General features: G+C 63.6%; 25 protein-coding genes and 1 tRNA gene. 21 read left to right on the plus strand and 5 right to left on the minus strand.

Features of this window, described 5'->3' with window-relative positions; translation table 11 throughout:
• Window positions 1–25: 25 nt before the first annotated feature.
• Together C5F44_RS02775 and C5F44_RS02780 are read right to left on the minus strand one after the other, a co-directional pair.
• Entirely contained in the window at window positions 26–1,252 is a 1,227-nt protein-coding gene (locus tag C5F44_RS02775) for an aminotransferase class V-fold PLP-dependent enzyme (RefSeq protein WP_107671989.1), read from the minus strand.
• A 262-nt stretch (window positions 1,253–1,514) separates the two neighbouring features.
• Complete coding sequence (locus C5F44_RS02780) at window positions 1,515–2,507, minus strand: MDR family oxidoreductase (protein WP_107671990.1); 993 nt, start codon at window positions 2,505–2,507, stop codon at window positions 1,515–1,517.
• Window positions 2,508–2,741: 234 nt separating this feature from the next.
• On the opposite strand from C5F44_RS02780, the gene C5F44_RS02785 reads away from it, so the two are divergent.
• The gene (locus C5F44_RS02785; RefSeq protein WP_107671991.1) at window positions 2,742–3,794 is read left to right on the plus strand and encodes an extracellular solute-binding protein; all 1,053 of its coding nucleotides are present in this window, start codon (window positions 2,742–2,744) and stop codon (window positions 3,792–3,794) included.
• A gap of 76 nt (window positions 3,795–3,870) precedes the next feature.
• Here the strand turns inward: C5F44_RS02785 and C5F44_RS02790 are convergent, their stop codons facing one another.
• Window positions 3,871–5,250 carry an SLC13 family permease gene (locus tag C5F44_RS02790; RefSeq protein WP_107671992.1) on the minus strand — a complete coding sequence of 460 codons (1,380 nt, stop codon included), beginning with the start codon at window positions 5,248–5,250 and terminating at the stop codon, window positions 3,871–3,873.
• A gap of 109 nt (window positions 5,251–5,359) precedes the next feature.
• Between C5F44_RS02790 and C5F44_RS02795 the strand changes: the two genes are divergently transcribed.
• The 10 genes from C5F44_RS02795 to C5F44_RS02835 all read left to right on the plus strand — a co-directional run bounded on the left by C5F44_RS02795 (window position 5,360) and on the right by C5F44_RS02835 (window position 12,952).
• Complete coding sequence (locus C5F44_RS02795) at window positions 5,360–6,262, plus strand: AraC family transcriptional regulator (protein WP_107672166.1); 903 nt, start codon at window positions 5,360–5,362, stop codon at window positions 6,260–6,262.
• A gap of 173 nt (window positions 6,263–6,435) precedes the next feature.
• Window positions 6,436–7,581 carry a tyrosine-type recombinase/integrase gene (locus tag C5F44_RS02800; RefSeq protein ID WP_107671993.1) on the plus strand — a complete coding sequence of 382 codons (1,146 nt, stop codon included), beginning with the start codon at window positions 6,436–6,438 and terminating at the stop codon, window positions 7,579–7,581.
• Window positions 7,581–8,195, plus strand: a complete 615-nt coding sequence (locus C5F44_RS17760) for a hypothetical protein (protein WP_146161896.1) — start codon at window positions 7,581–7,583, stop codon at window positions 8,193–8,195. Before C5F44_RS02800 ends, C5F44_RS17760 begins: the two co-directional genes overlap by 1 nt.
• A 67-nt stretch (window positions 8,196–8,262) precedes the next feature.
• Complete coding sequence (locus tag C5F44_RS02805) at window positions 8,263–8,445, plus strand: helix-turn-helix transcriptional regulator (RefSeq protein ID WP_107672167.1); 183 nt, start codon at window positions 8,263–8,265, stop codon at window positions 8,443–8,445.
• A 9-nt stretch (window positions 8,446–8,454) separates the two neighbouring features.
• Window positions 8,455–8,742: a hypothetical protein gene (locus C5F44_RS17765; protein ID WP_146161897.1), complete on the plus strand. Its 288-nt coding sequence runs from the start codon at window positions 8,455–8,457 to the stop codon at window positions 8,740–8,742.
• Window positions 8,743–9,249: 507 nt separating this feature from the next.
• The gene (locus C5F44_RS17905) at window positions 9,250–9,858 is read left to right on the plus strand and encodes a helix-turn-helix domain-containing protein (protein WP_181318164.1); all 609 of its coding nucleotides are present in this window, start codon (window positions 9,250–9,252) and stop codon (window positions 9,856–9,858) included.
• Between the two features lie 533 nt (window positions 9,859–10,391).
• Entirely contained in the window at window positions 10,392–11,603 is a 1,212-nt protein-coding gene (locus C5F44_RS02820) for a phage portal protein (protein ID WP_107671996.1), read from the plus strand.
• On the plus strand, window positions 11,590–11,982 hold the full coding sequence (locus C5F44_RS02825; protein WP_107671997.1) for a hypothetical protein: 393 nt from the start codon (window positions 11,590–11,592) through the stop codon (window positions 11,980–11,982). The genes C5F44_RS02820 and C5F44_RS02825 overlap by 14 nt, the downstream gene beginning before the upstream one ends.
• Window positions 11,982–12,440 carry an HK97 family phage prohead protease gene (locus C5F44_RS02830; RefSeq protein ID WP_235822485.1) on the plus strand — a complete coding sequence of 153 codons (459 nt, stop codon included), beginning with the start codon at window positions 11,982–11,984 and terminating at the stop codon, window positions 12,438–12,440. The genes C5F44_RS02825 and C5F44_RS02830 overlap by 1 nt, the downstream gene beginning before the upstream one ends.
• Window positions 12,437–12,952 carry a hypothetical protein gene (locus tag C5F44_RS02835; RefSeq protein WP_107671999.1) on the plus strand — a complete coding sequence of 172 codons (516 nt, stop codon included), beginning with the start codon at window positions 12,437–12,439 and terminating at the stop codon, window positions 12,950–12,952. The genes C5F44_RS02830 and C5F44_RS02835 overlap by 4 nt, the downstream gene beginning before the upstream one ends.
• Window positions 12,953–13,575: 623 nt before the next feature.
• On the opposite strand, the gene C5F44_RS17910 is transcribed toward C5F44_RS02835, so the two are convergent.
• On the minus strand, window positions 13,576–13,761 hold the full coding sequence (locus tag C5F44_RS17910) for a hypothetical protein (RefSeq protein ID WP_181318165.1): 186 nt from the start codon (window positions 13,759–13,761) through the stop codon (window positions 13,576–13,578).
• Between the two features lie 933 nt (window positions 13,762–14,694).
• Here C5F44_RS17910 and C5F44_RS02845 point away from each other — a divergent pair.
• Genes C5F44_RS02845 through C5F44_RS02860 form a run of 5 tightly spaced genes read left to right on the plus strand, consistent with a single transcriptional unit; the run spans window position 14,695 to window position 15,701 of the window.
• On the plus strand, window positions 14,695–14,895 hold the full coding sequence (locus C5F44_RS02845) for a hypothetical protein (protein ID WP_107672001.1): 201 nt from the start codon (window positions 14,695–14,697) through the stop codon (window positions 14,893–14,895).
• Window positions 14,892–15,029: a hypothetical protein gene (locus C5F44_RS17915; protein ID WP_181318166.1), complete on the plus strand. Its 138-nt coding sequence runs from the start codon at window positions 14,892–14,894 to the stop codon at window positions 15,027–15,029. Before C5F44_RS02845 ends, C5F44_RS17915 begins: the two co-directional genes overlap by 4 nt.
• Window positions 15,026–15,274: a hypothetical protein gene (locus tag C5F44_RS02850; protein WP_146161899.1), complete on the plus strand. Its 249-nt coding sequence runs from the start codon at window positions 15,026–15,028 to the stop codon at window positions 15,272–15,274. The genes C5F44_RS17915 and C5F44_RS02850 overlap by 4 nt, the downstream gene beginning before the upstream one ends.
• Window positions 15,271–15,471: a hypothetical protein gene (locus C5F44_RS02855; RefSeq protein ID WP_107672003.1), complete on the plus strand. Its 201-nt coding sequence runs from the start codon at window positions 15,271–15,273 to the stop codon at window positions 15,469–15,471. Before C5F44_RS02850 ends, C5F44_RS02855 begins: the two co-directional genes overlap by 4 nt.
• Complete coding sequence (locus C5F44_RS02860; protein ID WP_107672004.1) at window positions 15,468–15,701, plus strand: hypothetical protein; 234 nt, start codon at window positions 15,468–15,470, stop codon at window positions 15,699–15,701. Before C5F44_RS02855 ends, C5F44_RS02860 begins: the two co-directional genes overlap by 4 nt.
• Before the next feature lie 145 nt (window positions 15,702–15,846).
• Here the strand turns inward: C5F44_RS02860 and C5F44_RS02865 are convergent.
• Window positions 15,847–15,936 (minus strand) — tRNA-Ser (locus C5F44_RS02865).
• Between the two features lie 199 nt (window positions 15,937–16,135).
• Here C5F44_RS02865 and C5F44_RS02870 point away from each other — a divergent pair.
• The 5 genes from C5F44_RS02870 to C5F44_RS02890 all read left to right on the plus strand — a co-directional run bounded on the left by C5F44_RS02870 (window position 16,136) and on the right by C5F44_RS02890 (window position 21,042).
• Window positions 16,136–17,017 (plus strand): SPOR domain-containing protein, encoded by an 882-nt coding sequence (locus tag C5F44_RS02870; protein ID WP_107672168.1) that lies wholly within the window; start codon window positions 16,136–16,138, stop codon window positions 17,015–17,017.
• 11 nt (window positions 17,018–17,028) lie between these two features.
• Window positions 17,029–18,192: a D-alanyl-D-alanine carboxypeptidase family protein gene (locus C5F44_RS02875; RefSeq protein ID WP_107672005.1), complete on the plus strand. Its 1,164-nt coding sequence runs from the start codon at window positions 17,029–17,031 to the stop codon at window positions 18,190–18,192.
• 3 nt (window positions 18,193–18,195) lie between these two features.
• The gene (tmk, locus tag C5F44_RS02880) at window positions 18,196–18,816 is read left to right on the plus strand and encodes a dTMP kinase (protein WP_107672006.1); all 621 of its coding nucleotides are present in this window, start codon (window positions 18,196–18,198) and stop codon (window positions 18,814–18,816) included.
• A 287-nt stretch (window positions 18,817–19,103) separates the two neighbouring features.
• Window positions 19,104–20,234, plus strand: coding sequence for a DNA polymerase III subunit delta' (locus C5F44_RS02885; RefSeq protein WP_107672007.1), 1,131 nt, complete (start codon window positions 19,104–19,106; stop codon window positions 20,232–20,234).
• A gap of 4 nt (window positions 20,235–20,238) precedes the next feature.
• On the plus strand, window positions 20,239–21,042 hold the full coding sequence (locus C5F44_RS02890; RefSeq protein WP_107672008.1) for a TatD family hydrolase: 804 nt from the start codon (window positions 20,239–20,241) through the stop codon (window positions 21,040–21,042).
• The last annotated feature ends 1 nt before the right edge of the window (window position 21,043 follow it).

Below are 21,043 nucleotides of genomic sequence, written 5' to 3' on the forward strand. Positions count from 1 at the left end.
ATATCGCGCGAACAGATGCGTTTGGCTACAGCACCGCGTCCAGCGCCGTGATCAGCCGCGCCACATCATCGGGGCTGGTGTAATGCACCGCCGACATCCGCAGCACGCCCTTGTCCAGGTCAATGCCCAAGGCCTGCAACGGGCGCACGGCGTAAAAGTCGCCGGCCCAGCAGGCAATGCCCCGACGGCCCAGTTCTTCCGACACCGGCTCGGCCGCGCCGGCCAGTTCCACCGCCACTGTCGGCGCGCGCAGCGCCGCATCGCGCGGCCCGATCAGGCGCAGGTCATTGCGCGCCGAGAGATAGTCCAGCAGCGGCTGGATCACCGCCGCCTCTTGCGCGCGCATCAGATCATGCACGCCGCGATTCCGCGCCGCCGGATCGCCCGACACGCCATGATGCGCCGCCAGCGCGTCGATGTAATCGGCCATGCCGGCACAGGCTGCCACCTGCGCATGGTCCGGCCCGGCGGGCGTGTGCCGCTTGTACAGCGTGCCATGGTTGAAGAAATGCGCCTGCCCCGGCAGTTCGAAACCAAAGGCTTCACGCAGCACCATGATGCCCTGATGCGGGCCGAAGGTCTTGTAGGCCGAAAACAGATAGACGTCGCAGCCCAGCGCCGGAATGTCGGGGAAGCCGTGCGGCGCATAGCTGACGCCATCCACCACCGTGCGCGCGCCAGCCGCCGCCGCAAGCGCGGAAATCGCTGCCACATCATTCACTTCCGCGATGACGTTCGAGCAATGCGGGAAGCACACCAGCCGCACCTTGCCATCGGCCAGCAGCTTCGAAAGCGCGGCCGGGTCCAGCGACCCGGTGGCCGGGTCAAGTGCCCATTCGCGGACCTCGATCCCCTCGTCGGCCAGCCGCCGCCACACGCCGGAATTCGCCTCATGGTCCTGATTGGTGACAACGATGGCGCCATCCGTGCCGCGCAGCCATTGCCGCACCGCCTGCGCCAGCACATAGGTATTGGCGCTGGTCGACGGGCCGAAGGACACTTCCTCGCGCTTCACGCCCATCATGGCCGCCAGCCTGGTCCGCGCCTCGTCCATCTCGGCGCCACCGGCCTGCGCGCCGGGATAGGGCGCATAGGGCTGCACCTTGCGGTCGGTGTAGAACCGGGTCAGCCGGTTCACCACCTGCGCACAGGGATAGCTTCCCCCGGCATTTTCGAAGAACGCATGGCTGGACAGCACGGGCGAGGAAAACGCCGGGAACTGCGAACGAACGAAATCAAGATCAAGCGCCACGAGGCGGCTCCTTTTGCATCTGGGCCGCGGGGCCGGGCCGCCCGCAGAGGCGGGAAACCCCGGTCCGCGGCAGGTCTTCCAGCCAGACCCGAAGGATGTCTCTCCCTCAGGCCAGACGCCGGAAAATCCCCGGCGTCGGCAAAAACAGTAATGCCCCCGCAAACCCCGGGCAACCCCGCCGGCCACTCATCTGTCCGAAAATATCCCGGGGGTGCGGGGGCTGGCCCCCGCTACCTGCCGGATCACCGCAAGCCTGCGCCCGTCAGGCGTTCACATCCACCACCACACGCCCCTGCACCGCGCCTTTCAGGATTGCGGCACCCAGCGCCGGCACCTCGTCCAGCCGCGCGGGCCGGATCATGCCTTCCAACAGCCCAAGGTCCAGATCACGGGCGATGCGATCCCAGATCGCCACTCGCCGCGCCTGCGGCACTGTCACCGAATTGATGCCCAGCAGGTTCACCCCCCGCAGCAGGAAGGGAATGATGTTGGCCGGCACCGTCAGCCCGCCCGCATTGCCCACCGCCGCGACGCTGGCGCCAGATTTCATCTGCCCCAGAAGCCGCGCCAGCATGGTGCCGCCCACGGCGTCGATGCAGCCGGCCCAGGTCTCGGCCTCGAGCGGTTTCTTCACCGTCTCGGCCAGATCATCGCGCGGCACGATCCGCGCCGCGCCCAGATGACGCAGATAGTCGGCGGTCTCGGGCCGCCCGGTCACAGCCGCCACTTGGTAACCCAGCCGCGCCATCAGCGCGACCGCGACCGAACCGACACCACCCGCAGCACCGGTCACCAGCACCTCGCCCTGATCGGGCGTCAGGCCGTGGTCTTCCAGCGCCATCAGCGCCTGCATCGCCGTGAAGCCCGCCGTGCCCACTGCCATCGCCGTGCGCGTGGTCAGCCCCTGCGGCACGGCCACCAGCCAGTCGGCGCGGACGCGCGCCTTCTGGGCGTATCCGCCCCACTGCGCCTCGCCCACGCGCCAGCCGGTCAGGATCACCCGGTCGCCGGGGCGCCAGCGCGGATCGTCCGAAGCCTCGACCACGCCGGCGAAATCAATGCCGGGCACATGCGGCCAGGTGCGCACCAGGCCACCACCGCTGGCCGACAGGCACAGCCCGTCCTTGTAGTTCACGGTCGAATATTCGACCGCCACCGTCACCTCGCCGGGCGGCAGCGCCGTCTCGTCCAGATCGGCCAGACGTGCGACCGCGGCCCCGTCTTCGCCCTTCTCCACCAGCACTGCCCGAAACATCCGCCTCTCCCTGCCGAATCCATGAAGGCACAGACTGCCCTCTGCCCGCACGGCAGGCAATCGTCTGCTATCCTGTCGTCCTGACGTGATTTCCGGCGCTTTCCCCCTTGCGTGACAGCCAACCGATGTCGACTTCATATTCACGCTTGTGATGCCATGGGGGCTGTCATAGCGTCCGAAAGCCACCCGGAATGGCCGCAAGGGGAAGACGGCCGCCAACGACAGAGGAGCACCATGAAACAATCCATCCGCCTTTTGGCCACCGCTGCCACGGCACTTGCGCTTTCCACCGCAGCCCAGGCCGCCGACCCCGATCTGACCATTCTTGACTGGGCCGGTTGGGAAATCGACGGCGCGCTTGCGCCCTATGTTGCAAAGCACGGCGACAAGCCGACCTATGCCTTCTTCGCCGACGATGACGAAGCGTTCCAGAAGGTCTCGTCGGGCTTCAAGGCCGATGTGGTGCACCCCTGCCCCGGCGCCGTGCCGCGCTACCGCGATGCCGGTCTGATCGAACCCTGGGATACATCCAAGGTCGAAGCCTTCTCGAAGATTGACCCCAAGCTCTTCGACTCGCATTTCATCAAGGATGATGGCGGCGTCTGGTTCCTGCCCTTCGACTTTGCCTACACCGCCATCGCCTACAACACCAAGGAAGTGCCCGAGGCCGACGTTCAGTCGCTCGAAGTGTTCGCCGATCCGAAATACGCTGGCCGCATCTCGATCTCGGACAACTCGGACGATGTCTGGGCACTGGCATTTCTGGCGACCGGCGTCACCTCGTGGGAAAACGTGACGGATGAACAGGTCGCTGCTGCCGCCGCCTGGCTGCGCAAGATCCATCCGAACGTCCGCTCTTACTGGTCCGATCCGTCGGAACTGGCGCAGATGATGGCCTCGGGCGAAATCCTGGTCGCCTGGTCGTGGAACGATCCCGTCGCCATCCTGATGTCGGAAGGCTTCCCGGTCGGCTTCAACCGCGCGCCCAAGGAAGGCTCGACCTCGTTCTTCTGTGGCTTCGTCAACATGAAGGACGGCCCCGGCAAGGAAGACAAGGTCTATGACTGGGTGAATTCGATGTATGCGCCGTCCAGCGCGGCCCCCATCGTTGAGGCAATCGGTTACGCCAACGTCAACCCCGATGCCATGGCAACGATCCCGGAAGAGCAGCAGAAGGCGTCTTTCGTCGACAAGATCGACACCACGCTGTTCCTGCAAACCCCGATGGACCCGGCCCTGCGCGACAAGCTGGTGGAAGAGTTCGAACTGATCAAGTCGGGCTTCTGATCGCCCGATCCTGACCACTGACCAAGCGGCGCCCGGTTCTTTCGGGCGCCGCTTTCATTTCGGCCATTGCGAAACGTTACAGCCAGCCCAGCAAGCGCCACCACAACCAGTCCAGCGGCAGAAGCAGAACAAGCGTCACCGCCGTAAGCGGCAGGGTCACGCGGACCAGGTGCCCCAGCCTTTCGCCGGACAGTTGCATCGCCAGGATCAGCGGGCCAACCTGATAGGGGAAGACCACCGTCGAGAACCCGATCACCTGCGTCATCAGCACGGTCTGCAACGACAGGCCCGTGGTTTGCGCCATATCCTGCGCCATGGGCGTCAGCACGGCCGGCACACCCGGAATGGTGGTCACCAACCCGGTCACCGCCGACAGCAGCGAAAGCGACAGGAAGTTGACGAAGCTCTGCCCGGCCTCAAGCGGCAGCACGGACAGCACCGCGCCGCCCACAGCTGCCCCGATGCCCGAGGCATTGACCAGCGCCCCCAGACCAAGCGCGGCCGCGACGAAGACGATCATGCCGAAATCGACGGCGGCGTTGAACTCCTTGGCCGGAACCGCACCGATGCCGGGCAGCAGCAACAAAACGGCAGAGGCGATGCCGATCCAGGCCGGGTTCACGCCGTGCCAGGCGTCGGTCATCCACAAAAGCAGCGTCAGCCCCAGGATGACTGCAACCCGGGCTTCCGCCGCCGTGCCGGGCACCGCGTCCGGCGGGTTGGTTGGCGCCACGGCCGTTTCACGGGCACGGTCAGGGAACAGCCAGATCACCAGCAGCACGGCCACCGCCGATTTTGCAACGCCCAGCAAGGGGTAATGCAGCGCCAGATAGGACATGTAGGAAAACCCGACGCCATATTGCGTCTCGGCCGCGCCGGCTAGGATCATGTTCGGGATATTCGACGGCAGGATCGCGAAACTTGGCATGTTGCAGGCCAGCGCCAGTGCAACGGCCAGCCCTGCCCGCCCCTTCGTGCCGGCAACCAGCCCCAGATGGTCGGCCAAGGCCATGCCCACCGGCACCAGCACCACCGCGCGCCCGACCGATGACGGCATCACGAAGCCAAGCGCCATGGCGGTAATGGTCATCACCGTTACAAGGCGTGCGTAACTGCCGGCAGCCAGCGGCGCCAGCGCCGCTGCAAGACGCGCGACCAAGCCCGTTCGACGGATCGCCGCCCCGATCACGAACCCCGAAACGATCAGCCAGACCGCCGCCGAACCGAAACCCGCAAAGATCAGGTCCGGCCTCGCAAGACCGGGGATCAGCACCGCGGCAAAGAAGATCAACCCGGTCACAAAGGGCGGCAATGCCCCGGTGGCCCAAAGGACAAGTGTCAGCAGAACCACACCGGCGCTGGCGCCCATCGGTTGCGGGAGTGGCCCAACGGCCAGCCACAGCGCCAGCAGCGCGGCAGCGGATAGGACGGTTGTGCGAAGGATGTTGGCGAGCATCGGGGGACTCATGTCTGGTAAACGAAGCGCTGTTGCAGGGCGCACCGCATCTTGCGGCCAGCGCACCCCGACATTAGGTGCCGGATGGCAGATGCGGAAGATCGACAGGATGACAACATATATCGCCAATCCGCCAATCCCATTTCCAGACGCCGGCCTCGATGCGCTGCGCCTGTCGCCGGCCGGGCCGGCCTATGTGCTTGATCCGTCGCGCCCCGTTCTGGTTCATTCCCGCGCCCTTGCCGCCGGATCGGTCATCACCCGCCACGCCCATCCGCGCGCGCAGCTTCTGCAGGCGGTGCAGGGGTTGTTGCGGATCAAGACAGGCGGTGCGATCTGGCTGGTGCCGCCGGGGTTCGGGGTCTGGATTCCGGGCGGTGCAGTGCATGAGGTCACCATCGAGACCGCCGCGCGCACCGCGAATATCTATGTCGATCCCAGCATCACCGTCCGACCCGGGCAGACCTGCGAAGTGGTGCCGGTCTCCCCGCTTCTGCGCCTGCTGATCCAGCGAATGCTGGACGAAACCCACCCTGACCGGCTGAACCGGCTGGGGGCGGTGGCCTGCGATGAAATCTCGGCGGCTGAACCCGCGCCGCTGAACCTGCCTGTCGGGCAGGACGCGCGGCTGCGGCGCGTCACGACCAGCCTTGCGCGCAACCCGGGTGACCCGCGTCCCCTGCCCGCGCTTGCCGCGGAAGCGGCGACCAGCCCCCGCACATTGGAACGGCTGTTTCGCGCCGAAACCGGCCTTGGCTTTCGCGACTGGCGGTCCCGGGCGCGGCTGCTTCAGGCCGTTGCGCAGCTGGAACGGGGCGAAACCTCGACCCGGATCGCCTATGGCCTTGGCTACCGCAGCGTCAGCGCCTTCGTCGCGGCTTTCCGCCAGCAGTTCGGCTGCGCCCCGCAGGCCTATCTTGACCGCCCGAACCGAACTGATCCGAACACAGATGCGGGAAAGATGGCACAGGCAGATCTGGCGGAAGCGGTGACTTCCTCCGCCACTTCCTAGACGTTCCGTAACAGTACTTTTTCCCTTATTTTATTAGGATTTATGCCCTTGCAATGTTCCGCAGTGTTCCGCTATTGTTCACGTCAATCCCGCGCCGAGTGGGGGAAGGCATGGCGGAATGAAAGGTTGGGATCCCTGTTTTGCGAAAGCCGGAAAAAACGCTGAATGCCCGCATGGTGCAGACCGTCACGGAACCGGGCAAGTACTTTGACGGCCACGGGCTTTACCTTCGGGTGGACAAGACCGGCGGCAAGTTCTGGGTGCAGCGTATCGTCATCAACGGAAAGCGGCGCGAGTTGGGGCTTGGCAGCTTCGACTTCGTGACGCTGGCCGATGCTCGCCTTGCCGCCTTCGGCAATCGCAAGCTGGCGCGCGAGGGCGGCGATCCCCTTGCCGCTCGAAGGCAGGAGAAGACAATCCTGAATTTCGAGGAAGCCGCCCGTGAGGTTCACCGAATCCACATGCCGACATGGAAGAACCCCAAGCACGGCGAACAGTTCATCAACACGCTGACGACCTATGCCTTCCCCACTTTGGGAACGAAGCGGGTGTCTGATGTGACGACAAGCGATGTGCTGACGGCGCTGCAACCGATCTGGCTCACCAAAGCCGAAACCGCACGGCGGGTGAAGCAGAGGATCAGCACTGTCATGAAGTGGACCATCGCCAAGGGGTGGCGGCGCGACAATCCCGTTGATGCGGTGGACAAGGGGCTTCCCCGGCAGACTGACAAGGTAGAGCATCGCAAGTCCCTGCCCTACGATCAGGTTGCCACATGCCTGCGCACGATGGCCGCTTCTCAGGCCGGGCTTTCAACGAAGCTCTGTCTTGAGTTTCTTGTGTTGACCTGTGTCAGGTCAAATGAGGCACGGGAAGCGCGATGGTCGGAAATCGACCTCAAGGCCAAGGTATGGGACATCCCCGCAGAACGGATAAAGATGGACCGGCCGCACCGCATTCCCCTTTCTGATCGTGCGCTGGCGGTGTTGAGGCGGGCCGAAGGGCTGGATGAAATTCTGGTGTTCCCCGGCGCAATCAAGGGCAAGCCGCTGTCAGATGCCACGCTGTTGAAGCTGATCCGCGAGAACGGCTTTGAGGTGGACATTCACGGCTTTCGGACGAGCTTCCGCACATTGGCACAGGAAAGAACGAACTTCCCGCGAGAGGTTGCAGAAGCGGCGCTGGCACACCTGTCAGGGGATGCTGTGGAGCGGGCCTATGCCCGGTCTGATCTGTTCGAGAAACGGCGGAAGATGATGGGCGCCTGGGCGGCGTTTCTGGCCGAGAAGCCGGCCAAGGTTGTGGGGAGGATTGGGTGATGCCAAAGGAGGAAATCATCGGAAATGGTATCACCGAACGGAAGCGCATTACCTATGATATGACTGGAAAGACCCCTGGTGACCAGCGCGCGGCAATGCAGACGCTCCGTGCAATGGGGGATGCTATCAAAGAAATGGGAATTTGGCCGGCTAGCAGCTTGGTCGCGCGGGCGGTGTGTAGTGAAATTATAGGTGGCAAGTCCGAAGATAGCTCTGAGATCGACTCCCCAGAGCAGTTTGCTCAGGAAATCACAATTCTCTTGGATATTGTAGACAAGGCGGTTCAGGAGGGGGATGCAGCATTAGCGGCTAAATTTGCTTTCAAGGCAGGGGATTTGTGGAGAACGGCGCTGATGAAATGGCAGTGGGAGCCTAGTGCTCTTAGTGGGCAGAAATATCAGAGAGCGTCGGAGGTCGGCGCGGCAGCTCGCCGTGGGTCCGTCGCAGATCATACACCACGTGTATTGTCAGAAATGAACCGCCTGATTACTGAGAGCGGGTTGACAGCCACCGCGGCGGCGAGGACGGCAGCAAAGAATGGTATCGGGACAAGTCTCGGTGCCAACCGTGCAATTTGGCAGCGCCACAAGAAGAAACATGTGACAAACCCCTGATCTGTCACAGAAGGATGCCGCTACCCTCCATCACGAACCGTAACGGCCAGTGATGAAAGGATGCAAAATGTCACGGAAAATCGCCCGCCTTACCCGGCTCGAAGAGATGACGGGCCTCAAGAAGACGAAGCTTTACGATCTGATGAACAGTGGGGATTTTCCCCGCAAGGTTAAGCTTACCGGCAAAGCGGTGGGCTGGTTCGAAGACGAAGTGGAGGCATGGCTGGCCTCGCGGCAAGTCGCTGCGTGAGGTGGGCACATGGCACCCCGCCCCCTCTTCGCCCCTGAGCGGACAGCAGAAGAATGCCTGTGGCTTTGGCCGACAGTCCTGATCCGGTCTGGCGAAACAGGCCAGGATCAGGACTTTGCAGACCGGATCATGCAGCAAGCGCAGCGCCCCGGCTGGGAGCCATCGCCGCTGCAACTGGACCTGATGCGCAGGATGGTGAAGCACTACTGCCCCGATGGCATCCGGCTTGATCCTGATCTGATCGCAGGAGCATCAACCGGATGGAGTGATGTAGTGATTAAGGGGGCCGGCCAATGACCCGGCCCCTGACACGGCAGCAGCGATGGCGTCAGAACAATCCCCGGCGCTACCTTGCGCACCTCTATGTGCAGGCCGGCAAGCGCCTCGGCTTCATCACACCACAGCCTTGCGAGGTATGTGGGGGCGAAAAGGCAGAGGCGCACCACCCTGACTATGACCGACCCGGCGATGTGCAATGGCTGTGCCGCCGTCACCATCGCCAGCATCACGCGCGGGGAGTCTGATCGTGGTCTATACACTCAGCCAGAGAAACCGCCTCCATGCCGTCTATATGGAAATGGTCGGCAAGTTGCGGGCAAGTCTCACTGGTAACGTTACCAGTGAGGCCAGCATAAGGGCGCCGGTCACATGTGATCAGATCACAAGTGAGGCGCGGACCTATGCCGCCCGCCGTTCACTGTCATCTAATGACAATGAACACACCACGGTGGTGCAATCGCGCCCAGATCATCTTGGGAATTCCCGAGATAGCGCCATTCCGATTCCCATTGTTGGGAAGGCATCATGAGCCGAAAGCGCAAGGCGGCAAAAGTCCTCTCAGGGCGGTTCACGGCTATGCCACACTACATTCTCGACTGCCCAGCCTATAAGGCACTGCCACCACTCGCCCGGTGCATCTACTGGCACCTGCACCGCCTTGCCGGGGTAGCGGGCGAGAAGAATGGCGAGGTGTTCTATTCGGTGCGGAACGCTGCTGAAGATCATGGGGTTGGTAAGGATAGGGCCAACCGTGCCTTCGATGACTTGCAGGCAAAGGGATTCATATTGCCTGAACGCATCGGGCACCTTGGCATTGAGGGGCAAGGCAAGGCCACAACGTGGCGTCTAACGCATTTCCGCGCTGACAGGGATTTCCTAAAATGGTCAGATGGTCGCGACTTCCCCGTCGCCAAGAAACAGAAGCCTGTCCTCACCACACGGACGGCCCTGTCCTCAAAACAGGGACAGTCAGTCAACACACGGGACAGGATCGCCCGCCCCTGTCCTCAAAACAAGGACGTTTCAGGCGCTTTCGATGCCTCGCCTGTCCTCACCACCGGGACATATAAAGATATACCATCTGGCAGGGCCTCGCCTGTGGTGCGCTTGGTCACGGGTGGGCGTGGTGACTGACCCCCGCATGACATGTGCCCCTGCACCAAGGCAGCACAAAGATAGCGTTTCGGATCAAGCGGCAAATTTGCCGCTTGGGATGCCTCGGCACCACAGGCGCGCGATAACCTGGGTATCTGCGCACGGAACGCAGATAGATCGGCACCGCATCGACCGACATGTCACCGGGGGTGGTTCCGAACTTCGGACCTCTATCGGGGACTGGCGCGGGGACTGTCGCGCAAGACACGAGCAAATTGGAGTTTTCGCATGACGATGCCGACCAGGCCGCCGCTTGATCCTTGGCGCCTTGACGAGGTGCTTGAACCTGACCGAATGCTCTGGGGGCTACCAGCCATTGCAAGGGCTGCCGGGGTGAGTGAGGACACCGCGCGTCGCTGGCATCGGCACACAGACGCGCCGATCACGAAGCCGGGTGGCCGGTATTTTGCGCAACGGCGGGCGCTTCTGGCATGGCTCCGTGCAAGGTAAACCTATGTTTTGCAAGGTTTTGCTATCTGACGGCGTGACCCGGAAGCCGACACAATGGGCCAATGATCAGATGGCCCTTCACCCGCAAGGCTTCGCAGCCTGAACAGAAATCGCTCACCACGGCTGGTTCGTGGGTGGAGTTGATTACGGGCACCGCGCCGACAAGCTCCGGTATCTATGTCACCGCCGCCGATGCGCTCAAGGTTCCCGCCGTTTCCAACGCGGTGCAGATCATCAGCGAAGCGGTCGCAACCCTCGACATTCAGCTTAAGCGGATTGAGGGCGGCACAGAAGCTGACGATGAGGGCCACCGCCTTCTGCCGCTGTTGCGGGACGAGGTGAACGGCTGGACAAGCGCCTTCGAGTTCTTCCGCCAGATCGTTTTCGATGCCCTTACTTCGGATGCGGGCGGCTTGGCCTGGGTAAACCGCGTGAACGAGCGGGTGGCTGAAATCATCAGGTACCAGCCGGGCGTGTTGTCCTTTGATGTTGACCAGACCACGGGGGAACGGCGCTACAGGATCAACGCGCGCCCTGTGCCGGCGTCAGACGTGATCCACCTTCTTCCGCCGCTGGGCGTGGCCCCGCTCACCCTTGCCCGCGAAGCCATCGGGGTTGCGGTGGACCTTGAGCGTCACGCTGCCCGGCTGTTCTCCCGTGGTGCCCGCCCAGTTGGTGCCCTGAAATTTCCGAAGGGTCTTAGCGAAGACGCCGTGAAGAAGATCGCTGCGGTTTGGCGGGCAACCCATGAGGGCGAAAACGCCACCGGAAGAACGGCGATCTTGGCAGACGGTGCCGAGTTCCAACCGTTCACGTTCAACAGCACCGACGCGCAATTCCTCGAAAACCGGCGTTTCCAGATCCTCGAAATCGCCCGCGCCTTCAACATTCCGGCGCCGATGATTGGCGATCTGGAACGCGCAACCTGGTCGAACAGCGAACAGAAGGGCCGTGAGTTCCTGTCTTACACGCTTGAACCATGGCTTCGGGCACTGGAAGGCGCGCTGCGACGGGCGCTTTTTAGCGACGACGAGCGGCCTAGCTATTTAATTCGCTTCGACCGCGACGACCTGACCCGCGCCGATCTCGCAACCCGTGCGACCGTCATAAACAGCCTGATCGCATCCAAGACCATCAACCCCAACGAAGGGCGTGGCTGGCTTGGCATGCCGCCCCGCGACGGCGGCGACAGCTTCGAGAATCCGAACATCACGAGCGGCGCGGCGCCTTCTGCCGAGCCGCCTGCAAACGAGGTGCCCCGTGAACCTGTCTGAGGTTTCCAACATCGCTGAGGATCAGGATCGGGGCCGCTGGCTCGATCTTCTTAGCCCCTATGACGGCAAGCCGGTGGGTATCCGGCTTCTGATCGCCGGTCCGGATTCAATGGTGCAGGCGCGCGCGCGCCTGAAGCTGGCAGACGAACTTGCCGACATGGCGGATGATGAGGGCCGGGTTTCCGCCGAAAATCGCGAGACTGCCCGGCTGCGCAACCTTGCCCGCTGTGTGCTGGCATGGGACGCGACCGAAGACGGCAAGGCCGTGCCTTTCAGCTTCGAGGGGGCGCTTCGACTGCTTCGGGCTGGCCGCTGGGTTCAGGAACAGGTTGACGACTTCGCCGGTTCGCGTCGCGCCTTTGCCAAGGGGGCAGCGTGATGGACCGGATTGAGTTCAAGGCTCAGCTTTCCGTTGACGATGCGGGCGCGATCACCGGCATTGCCTGGCCCTTCTTTGGGCCGGATCGGGTTGGCGACGTGATCGAACGCGGCGCGTTCAAGGCCCTGCCGCCCCTGCCCATGCTGGACACGCACGACCAGGCGAAGGCCGTGGGTGTTTGGGAAGAGATCACCGAAACCACCGAAGGCTTGGCCGTGAAAGGCCGGCTTCTGGTGGAAGACGTGGAGCGCGCCCGCGAGGTCCGGGCGCTGATCAAGGCGGGTGCCATGCGTGGCCTGCCCCTTGAACCGCACCACGTTGAGACGATCCGCCGAATGGATCAGGTCTGGTTGTCGGCCACGCTGGCAGACACCACGACAACGCGGGGTGAAAAGGTGCTGCCGCGCGTGTCACGGCATGCCATCACACCGCAACTCATTGATGCGATGTTCCCATGAAGGTGCATCGCGATATTTTGGCGAACCTGGCAGAGCGGCGACGGCTGGAACGGCGCGAGCGGGACGCGCGGCGCGGCCGGCTTGGTCGCGGTCGCTTTGATCAGCTTGTGAGGGAACTTGCGGGCGTCATTCGGCTTGCTTTCGAGGCCGGGGCAACAGGATCTCTGTTCGGGCTTGAGGGGCCGCTGCGGCATGGCATCCGGGCCGATCTGTGCTTGCAGGGCTGGCACTGGCACGACGCCGACCAGATGGCCCGTGAGTTGATGGACGAGGCATTCAAGGCGGTTCGCGCGACCCGCCCAAGCTGGAACGAGGGGCAAAGAGAATGGACAGTAGAGGCCGGAACGCTGATCGAACGGACCCGCTGCGCTCATTGCGGGAAGCCATTGCCCGAGGGGCATCACAAGTTCTGCAGAACAACTTGCGCAAACGTGTATCACAGCCGACTGAGCCGCTTGAAGGATGGCGCGGAAACGGCGGTGGTGCGGATAGCGGTTCGAGTGATGACGTAGCCGCCGAGTGCGAGTGGTGCGGTGGCCCGATCCTTGAGCGGGGGCGTCTAAAGTTCTGCGGCGAGAAATGTGCGAAGGCAGGCGCGGCGATAGTGCGGCGGGCGTCACTTGAACGGCGCTACACAAGGCAACGGGAAGGCCGCATCTGCGCCTGGTGCGGGAAGCCACTGAAACCGGCCACGCGAGGACATGCGAAATATTGCTGCATCGAATGTACGCAAAAGGGGTATTACGCTGGTCGCAAGGCGACAAACAGGAGAACCTGTGTCCAGTGCGGCTCAGAGTTCACGACCGCAAGCCGGACAGCGAAGCATTGCGGCCGATCATGTGTGGCCAAAAGCAGGTTGGCGGAGACTGCCAAGAGGCGCATCAGGGGGCGGTGGCGCGCTCACCTCACCCCGGCCCTGTTCGACAGGGCGTTTATCAGGCTGGACGGGTAGCAGGGTTGGCGGCGCATCTGCAAACGGTTTGCAGATAGTGCAGGCCAGGCGGGTGAAGCGCGGGTGTCACTGCGTTTTCGCGCAGTGAGGATCAGCCGGGGCGACCCGACTACCTAATACCTGGAAAACATAGAAGCCCCGCACTTCTGCGGGGCTTCAGGGGTCGCGTAATGCTCAGCAATACTAAGCACACTTTGCCAGCGCTCTGGTGCTTTCGTCTTGGGTGTACTGCCTATCTTCAGGCACAGCAGCGACAACCGTTTGCACCTGACGGTCGCTCATCCACCGCGCAGCGTGCGCGGCATGGCGCTCAGCAGCATTCACCATCAGCTCAATTTGCTGATCGCGAGTCAGGGGTGGCATCGTCATGTACGTTCTCCTGATACGGCCTGCATAGGCCATAACCTTTACCTAAGCGTTAAGGGGCAGAATTTCTACGCTTAAGCATCCACATGTTACTACCATGGTATGGGTCTGTCCTCGAGCCATGATATCCTGCGGTCCTTAATGCCTTGCATATGTGCCCATACTTCGTCAACGCCTTGTCAGGCAGGTATGCGACTGCTGTAACAAACACGATTGCTGAGGGACGTACCTGCTCAGCAAGTTCAACGGCCGCTGTGCAAACACAATCCAGCACAGCCTTCCTCGCGTCGCCGGTCAGAAAGCTCTTTGTCTGCGCTCCATCCAAGATCATCTGCGGCTCGCCAACACTTTGTAATGACTCAACTATTCCAAACGTGAATTCCATAACACCAGGCTGAAGGTGTGGCTGAGACATCAAAGAAGCCAAGACACTGTAGACAGCCCCACGCTCCTTGTCTGATCCAATAAAAAGTCGCGCTAAGTGCTCTCTATCATTAGATAAAATATCAAACCGAAGTGGCTTCCCAGAAGCAATGTCGGCGAGAACGAAAGCCATAAGCAGTTTCCAGTTGTAAGTTGGCCCAAAAAATAGCCATCAAGCCGCTACCTGTCCATAGCGCTGTTCCTGATTCTCCCCTCTTCGATCAGTCCTCGGATGAACTCTGGCCGCGTCGGCTCCGGATCGAGCTTCGCCCGTTCCTGATCAACCCACGCCAGAAGGTCGGGTTGCAAGCGGACCATCACTGGTGTGCCCTGTCCGGTAGCCGGTCGGCCACCACGGTTTTTGGTATCATTTTCTTGTTGAGTGCTCATGTGGTTTATGATACCACATCGGACAGGCCGAGCAAGAAGGTGAGAGCTCTCGCCCGGCCCTAACCGAAACCCTGATCTATGGAGGATCAGTGAATGGCTATACATTGCCATAACACTCCCCGCTTGCCTGATCAAATCCGCCGCCCTGTCCTGCCGGCAGAGACGTGGAACGAGTTGCACGACTTCCTCTCGCTGGCGCTGGATGCCCTGGGCGAGAGACCGCAGGACTTCACCCCCGACTTTCTGCACAACGCGGTGCTGCACCAGCGGCTCGCGATCAAGATCACCCACAAGGCCATGCAACAGATCGGGGGGGCGGCATGATCTTTTACATCGTCCGTATCGCGGTGCGCCTGCACCTCAACCTGAACTGGATCTTCGATCCGGTGACCTCATGGAAACGGCGCGAACCTCTACTGAGACGCTATACGCCCCGGCGGAAAGGGGGTGCGGCATGATCCCGAGCAAGTACCGCGAAGCGCACCAAGACGCTGGCTATGCCCTCGGCAAGGCGCAGGGTTACATGACCGCCCTCTACACTCTAGTGATGCTCGGCAAAGCGGTGGATCACAGCCACCCCGACGGCAACGCTATCGCCACTCTTTGCAACGCAATCGAGGGTGAGCTTGAAGCAATGGGCAAGAAGCTGGACGAAGCATGGAACGCGGTCAGCGAAGCCACTGATCAGGAGAAGGCAGCATGAGCGCGCTTCTGAACCACATTCAGGCGCAGCAAGACACCGCCTGCAAGCTCGCAAACGTGCTTCATGCCGCCTCCCTTCTTGACGACGTGCAGATCGCACCAGACGCCGTATCTCGCCTGATTGGCGAGGCGCTGACCTTGGCGCGCAACATCAGCATCAATCTCGACTGTGTATCGCTTCCGGAGGGCGCAGCATGAGCGACGACAAATTCAAGTTCACCGAACTGCACCTTGGCACCCCGCACGACAACATTGCGGCCGCAATCAGCATCATTCAGACCCAGATTATGGCAACGTACTCTGACGTGGACAGCCAAACAATGTTCGGCCTTTTCCATTGCAAAACGGATCATCTACTGGCTGCTGTTTCTCTGTTGGTGCCGCTACTTGGGCCGGTCGAGGCGCTCCGCTGGGAAGGCCGCGGCTAGGACATCGCCTTCGCCCCCGGCTACGGTCGGGGGCTATGTTCCGCAGACAGCCGCGCCGTTCCGGCGTTGATTGGGGGAAGCAATGGCGGAATGATCTGATCTTCTCGAAAATAACCCAACAATAACAATGCGTTACAATGAGAATTGGCGGAAGCGGTGGGATTCGAACCCACGGTGGAGTTCCCCCCACGCTAGTTTTCAAGACTAGAGCCTTAAACCACTCGGCCACACTTCCGTGCCGCCGACTTACGGTGTGACGGGCGATTCTGAAAGACCGCCGCAGCGGCGATTTCCACAGATCGTGAAACGGCATCCGGCCTCTGCTCTTTCCATGCCGGCTTGCGCCCGGTATGCTTGTGCCAAGATGCAGGAAAGCCGGATCACGGCACACAGAAACAGTGCGGCATTTCAACGACCGCGCGGATGAGGGCAAGATGGCAGCAGCGGCAGTGTCACGGGTTCTGGTTCTATCCGCAGCGGTGTTGGCGCTGCAGGCCTGCGAACCGGGCACCGGCCCCTTTGCCGCCAAGCCCCCCGCAGGCACCGAGGCGGCCGCCGCTTCCACCGCACGGGCCACGAAGGGCGCCGGAGGCGATGTTGAGGCACCCGAGGTGTTCCAGATCACCGATACCGCGCTTTGGGACGGTCGGCCCTCGCTGGGCGGTGTCTGGGTCGCCTCGCCCGATACGAAAGACCCCGAGCGGGTGATCATGCGCAACCCGGCGAACGGCAAGTTCGTGGTGGGCGCCCTGTTCAAGCGTGAGGTCGAGAACCCGGGGCCGAAGTTGCAGATTTCGTCCGATGCCGCCGATGCGCTGGGGCTTCTGGCGGGACAACCGGCCAAGATTTCGGTCACCGCCCTGCGCCGCAAGGAAGTGGCCGAGGCCCCGACAGCAGCGGCAGCCCCCGCCGCGGCCGGAGCAATCGACGCTGGCGGGGTCGAGACGAAACCGCTGGATGGCGGGGCCGAACCTGCCACGAAGGGCAAGACAAAGGCCTCGAAGAAGGCAGCGGAAACCGCCGCCGTGGCGACCGCCGCGCTGGACGCAGCCGCAACCAAACCCACTGCGGCCAAGCCTGCCGCGCCCGCGCCGGCCGCTTACTCAGGCGGGCGGCCGATCCAGATCGGGTTCTTCTCGGTTGAAACCAATGCCCAACGGGCGGCGGACAAGCTGGCCAAGGCCGGGATTGCCGCCGAGGTGCGGTCCGAAAGCACCAAGGGCAAACCCTATTGGTCGGTGGTGGCCCGCGGCGACGCGGCGCTTCTGGCAAAGATCAAGGCCGCCGGCTTCGCCGACGCCTACCTGCTCAAATAGAAAGGAAGCACATGCTGCGGATGCTTCGCTTCGCCGGTCTCGCCCTGGTCTTGGGCCATGCGCCGGCCCACGCCTTCGACACGCAGGCCACTGCCGCCTGGGTCTATGACGTGACCACCCATACCGTGCTGATGGACAAGAATGCCAGCCAGCCGGTCCCCCCGGCCTCGATGTCGAAGCTGATGACGATCAACATGCTGTTCGAAGCCCTGCGCGACGGGCGGGTGCAGATGGACACCACCTTCGGCGTCTCGGACAAGGCCGTGCAGATGACCAAGGCCGGCGGTTCGACCATGATGCTTCAGCATGATGACCGCCCGACGGTCGAGGAACTGATCCACGGCATGATCATCAACTCGGGCAACGATGCCTGCGTGGTTGTGGCCGAGGGTCTGGCCGGCACGGAAGAGGCCTTCTCGCAGCAGATGACGCAACGCGCGCAGGCGCTTGGCATGACCGCCTCGACCTTTGCCAATGCCAGCGGCTGGCCGTCGCCGGATCACCGCATGTCGATGCGTGATCTGGGCATCCTTGCCCAGCGGCTGATCGAGGAATTCCCCGAGTATTACCCGATCTTTGCCGAGACCGAATACAGCTACAAGGGCCGCTCGCCCGACAACCGCTTCAATCGCAACCCGCTGCTGAAACTGGGCATCGGCGCCGATGGGCTGAAGACCGGCCATACGTCCGAGGCAGGCTATGGCCTGGTCGGCAGTGCCAAGCAGGGCGACCGCCGGGTGATCTTCGCCATCACAGGCCTGCCCTCGGACAGCGCCCGCGCGCAAGAGGCCGAGCGGATCGTGTCCTGGGCCTTCCGCCAGTTCGCCGAAAAGACCGTGGCCAAGGCCGGTGTCCGCGTCGCGGAAGCCGAGGTCCACATGGGCGAGGCCACGACCGTCGGTCTGGTTCCGGCAGAAGACCTGCGCCTTCTGGTGCCTGCTCTGGTGCAGGACAAGGTCGAGGCCGAGGTCGTCTACAAGGGCCCGCTCAGCGCCCCGATTGCCGCCGGAAGCCCGGTGGCCGAGCTTATTGTCCATGTTCCCGACCTGCCCGACCATCGCGTGCAACTCGTGGCCGAAACCGATGTCGGCCGCGCCGGCTTTGTCCGCCGGCTGACCACCGCCGCCGGCTTCCTGTGGAAGACTTATGTGGAGGGCGGGGCGCCAGCCTCGTAACCGATGCCGGGTCTGTTCCTCTCGCTGGAAGGTATCGACGGGTCGGGCAAAAGCACGCAAGGCCGATTGCTGGCCGAGGCGCTGCGCGCCCTTGGCCATGTAGTAACCCTGACGCGCGAACCCGGCGGCAGCGCGGGGGCCGAGGAAATCCGCCGGCTGGTGCTGGAGGGCGACCCCGACCGCTGGTCGGCCGAGACCGAGATCCTGTTGTTCACCGCCGCGCGGCGCGATCATCTGGAAAAGACCATCCGCCCGGCCCTGTCCCGGGGCGAGGTGGTGATCTGCGACCGCTTTGCCGACAGCACCCGCATCTTTCAGGGCGTCACTCGCGGTGACCTGCGCGAGACGGTGAACCGCCTGCACGCGCTGATGATCGGTGTCGAGCCGGACCTGACGCTGCTGTTCGATCTTGACCCTGAACAGGGCCTGTCGCGGGCCACCGCCCGCAGGGGCCACGAGATGCGGTTTGAGGACATGGGCCTGGAGTTCCAGACCCGCGCCCGGGCCGGATTTCTGGATCTGGCCCGCGCACACCCGGACCGCTTCCGCATCATCGACGCCGCCCCGGATGCCGAAACGGTCGCCCGGGCCGTGCGGGCCGCCGTGCTTGACGCCTTGACCTGAGCGGAGCGGCCGCGAAACGCGGCCGCAAGCCCTGCATCTCGCCTCTGCGCGCAAGCGCGCAACCGGCTCGGGGTGCCTCCGGCGGGGATATTGCGGACGGAAAATCCGTCGGACCTCCTCCATTTTCTGTCCTCAAATATCCCGGGGGCACGGGGGCAGCGCCCCCGTCTTTGAGGAGGAGCCGGAACGGCGACGACGAGGCAAGGACCATGCGCCCGACCTTCGCGGGCGCGCCGCAAGGTCAGGCCCCCTTTCCCTTGCCGCGCATGCCGTGCAATCTGTAGCGTATGGCCGAAGACCTTCCCGAACCCGACCGCATCCCCGGCGCCCCCCACCCGCGCGAGACCGCCCGCCTGTTCGGACAGGCGACGGCCGAGGCGGAATTCCTGAACGCCCATGCAACGGGGCGTCTGCACCATGCCTGGATGCTGACCGGACCACGCGGCGTGGGCAAGGCCACGCTGGCCTGGCGGATCGCGCGTTTCGTGCTGGCCACGCCCGAGGCCGGTGATGGCGGCCTGTTCGGCGCCCCGCCCCCGCCCGAAACGCTGGATATTCCCGACGACCACCCGGTCGCCCGCCGCCTGCGCGCGCTGGCCGAACCACGGGCCTGGCTTTTGCGCCGCGGCCCGAACGACAAGGAAACCGCCCTGTCGCAGTTCATCACGGTTGATGAGGTGCGGAAGATGAAATCCTTCTTCGCCCTGTCAGCCGCCGATGGCGGGGCGCGTGTCGCGATCATCGACTCGGTGGACGAAATGAACACGGCCGCCGCCAATGCCCTGCTGAAGCTGCTGGAGGAACCGCCCGCCGGGGCCATCTTCCTGCTGATCTCGCACCAGCCGGCGCGCCTGCTGCCCACCATCCGCTCGCGCTGCCGCGAATTGCGGCTGGCCCCGCTGGCGCCAGACGCGCTGTCGCAAGCGCTGGCACAGGCGGGCGGCGCGGTGGACCCGCAAGCGCAGGCCGCGCTGGCGGAACTGGGCGGCGGCTCGGTGGGCGAGGCGTTCCGGCTGACCAATCTGGACGGGCTGGAAACCTATGCCGGGCTTGTGGCGCTGCTGGGCACCCTGCCCCGGCTGGACCGCGCGCGCGCGCTGGCGCTGGCCGAAACCGCCGCCGCCCGGGGCGCAGGCGAGACCTTCGATCTGATCCTGTTCCTGATCGACCTGTTCCTTGCCCGGCTGGCCCGCGCCGCCGCCACCCGCGAAACCCCGCCCGAAGCCGCGCCCGGCGAAGCTGCGCTCTTCGCACGTCTTGCCCCGCAGTCCGCCGCGGCCCGCCCCTGGGCTGAACTGGCGCAAACCCTGTCCTTGCGCGCCCGCCGGGGCAAGGCGGTGAACCTTGACCCTGCCGCGCTTCTCATGGATACCCTCCTGAAGATCGACGAAACGGCGGGGCTGCTCGCCGCAAGGTAAGGCGATGCAACCTCCAGACATCGTGGACAGCCACTGCCACCTCGACTTCCCCGATTTCGAGGGCGAACTTGACGACATCATCGCCCGTGCCCGCGCGGCCGGGGTGCGGCGCATGGTGACCATCTGCACCCGCCGCGCCGGCCTGTCCCGCGTGCAGGAGATCGTGGCGCAATATGACGGCCTGTCTTACGCCTTCGGCATCCATCCGATGAGCGTGGAAAAGGAAGCGCCGATCACGGTGAAGGAACTGGTTGAGGCCGCCCGTCACCCGAAGATGGTGGCGATCGGCGAAACGGGGCTGGATTACCACTATACCCCCGACAGCGCAGCCCTGCAGCAGGCCAGCCTGCGCCTGCACATCCGGGCCGCACAGGAAACCGGCCTGCCGCTGGTGATTCACGCCCGTGCGGCAGATGAGGATATGGAGGCGATCCTGGCCGAAGGGCTGGCCCGTGCGCCCTATACTTGCGTGATGCACTGTTTTTCCTCGGGGCCAAGGCTGGCCGAGGCGGCGCTGGAGATGGGGTTCTACCTGTCGATGTCGGGCATCGCCGCCTTTCCGAAAAGCCAGGACATCCGCGACATCTTTGCCCGCGCGCCGCTGGACCGCATCCTTGTGGAAACCGACAGCCCCTATCTGGCCCCGCCGCCACATCGCGGGCGGCGCAACGAACCGGCCTATACCGTGCATACGGCCCGTGTCGGCGCCGCAGTCTTCGGTCTGACCGAGGCCGAGTTTGCCGCCGCCACCACGACGAATTTCGACCGTCTCTTCGCCAAGGCCCCGCGCCTGGCCGATGCGGCCTGAC

Origin of the sequence: Fuscovulum blasticum DSM 2131, from assembly GCF_003034965.1 — a bacterium.
In the GTDB taxonomy this organism is placed as follows: Bacteria; Pseudomonadota; Alphaproteobacteria; order Rhodobacterales; family Rhodobacteraceae; genus Pseudogemmobacter; species Pseudogemmobacter blasticus.

Bases quoted from the DNA above. Each gene is read 5' to 3' on its own strand.
- C5F44_RS02780 (WP_107671990.1), bottom strand. From the start codon at position 2,507: ATGTTTCGGGCAGTGCTGGTGGAGAAGGGCGAAGACGGGGCCGCGGTC.
- C5F44_RS02785 (WP_107671991.1), top strand. From the start codon at position 2,742: ATGAAACAATCCATCCGCCTTTTGGCCACCGCTGCCACGGCACTTGCG.
- C5F44_RS02790 (WP_107671992.1), bottom strand. From the start codon at position 5,250: ATGCTCGCCAACATCCTTCGCACAACCGTCCTATCCGCTGCCGCGCTG.
- C5F44_RS02795 (WP_107672166.1), top strand. From the start codon at position 5,360: ATGACAACATATATCGCCAATCCGCCAATCCCATTTCCAGACGCCGGC.
- C5F44_RS02800 (WP_107671993.1), top strand. From the start codon at position 6,436: ATGGTGCAGACCGTCACGGAACCGGGCAAGTACTTTGACGGCCACGGG.
- C5F44_RS17760 (WP_146161896.1), top strand. From the start codon at position 7,581: ATGCCAAAGGAGGAAATCATCGGAAATGGTATCACCGAACGGAAGCGC.
- C5F44_RS02805 (WP_107672167.1), top strand. From the start codon at position 8,263: ATGTCACGGAAAATCGCCCGCCTTACCCGGCTCGAAGAGATGACGGGC.
- C5F44_RS17765 (WP_146161897.1), top strand. From the start codon at position 8,455: ATGGCACCCCGCCCCCTCTTCGCCCCTGAGCGGACAGCAGAAGAATGC.
- C5F44_RS17905 (WP_181318164.1), top strand. From the start codon at position 9,250: ATGAGCCGAAAGCGCAAGGCGGCAAAAGTCCTCTCAGGGCGGTTCACG.
- C5F44_RS02820 (WP_107671996.1), top strand. From the start codon at position 10,392: ATGATCAGATGGCCCTTCACCCGCAAGGCTTCGCAGCCTGAACAGAAA.
- C5F44_RS02830 (WP_235822485.1), top strand. From the start codon at position 11,982: ATGGACCGGATTGAGTTCAAGGCTCAGCTTTCCGTTGACGATGCGGGC.
- C5F44_RS02835 (WP_107671999.1), top strand. From the start codon at position 12,437: ATGAAGGTGCATCGCGATATTTTGGCGAACCTGGCAGAGCGGCGACGG.
- C5F44_RS17910 (WP_181318165.1), bottom strand. From the start codon at position 13,761: ATGACGATGCCACCCCTGACTCGCGATCAGCAAATTGAGCTGATGGTG.
- C5F44_RS17915 (WP_181318166.1), top strand. From the start codon at position 14,892: ATGATCTTTTACATCGTCCGTATCGCGGTGCGCCTGCACCTCAACCTG.
- C5F44_RS02850 (WP_146161899.1), top strand. From the start codon at position 15,026: ATGATCCCGAGCAAGTACCGCGAAGCGCACCAAGACGCTGGCTATGCC.
- C5F44_RS02855 (WP_107672003.1), top strand. From the start codon at position 15,271: ATGAGCGCGCTTCTGAACCACATTCAGGCGCAGCAAGACACCGCCTGC.
- C5F44_RS02860 (WP_107672004.1), top strand. From the start codon at position 15,468: ATGAGCGACGACAAATTCAAGTTCACCGAACTGCACCTTGGCACCCCG.
- C5F44_RS02870 (WP_107672168.1), top strand. From the start codon at position 16,136: ATGGCAGCAGCGGCAGTGTCACGGGTTCTGGTTCTATCCGCAGCGGTG.
- C5F44_RS02875 (WP_107672005.1), top strand. From the start codon at position 17,029: ATGCTGCGGATGCTTCGCTTCGCCGGTCTCGCCCTGGTCTTGGGCCAT.
- tmk (WP_107672006.1), top strand. From the start codon at position 18,196: ATGCCGGGTCTGTTCCTCTCGCTGGAAGGTATCGACGGGTCGGGCAAA.
- C5F44_RS02885 (WP_107672007.1), top strand. From the start codon at position 19,104: ATGGCCGAAGACCTTCCCGAACCCGACCGCATCCCCGGCGCCCCCCAC.
- C5F44_RS02890 (WP_107672008.1), top strand. From the start codon at position 20,239: ATGCAACCTCCAGACATCGTGGACAGCCACTGCCACCTCGACTTCCCC.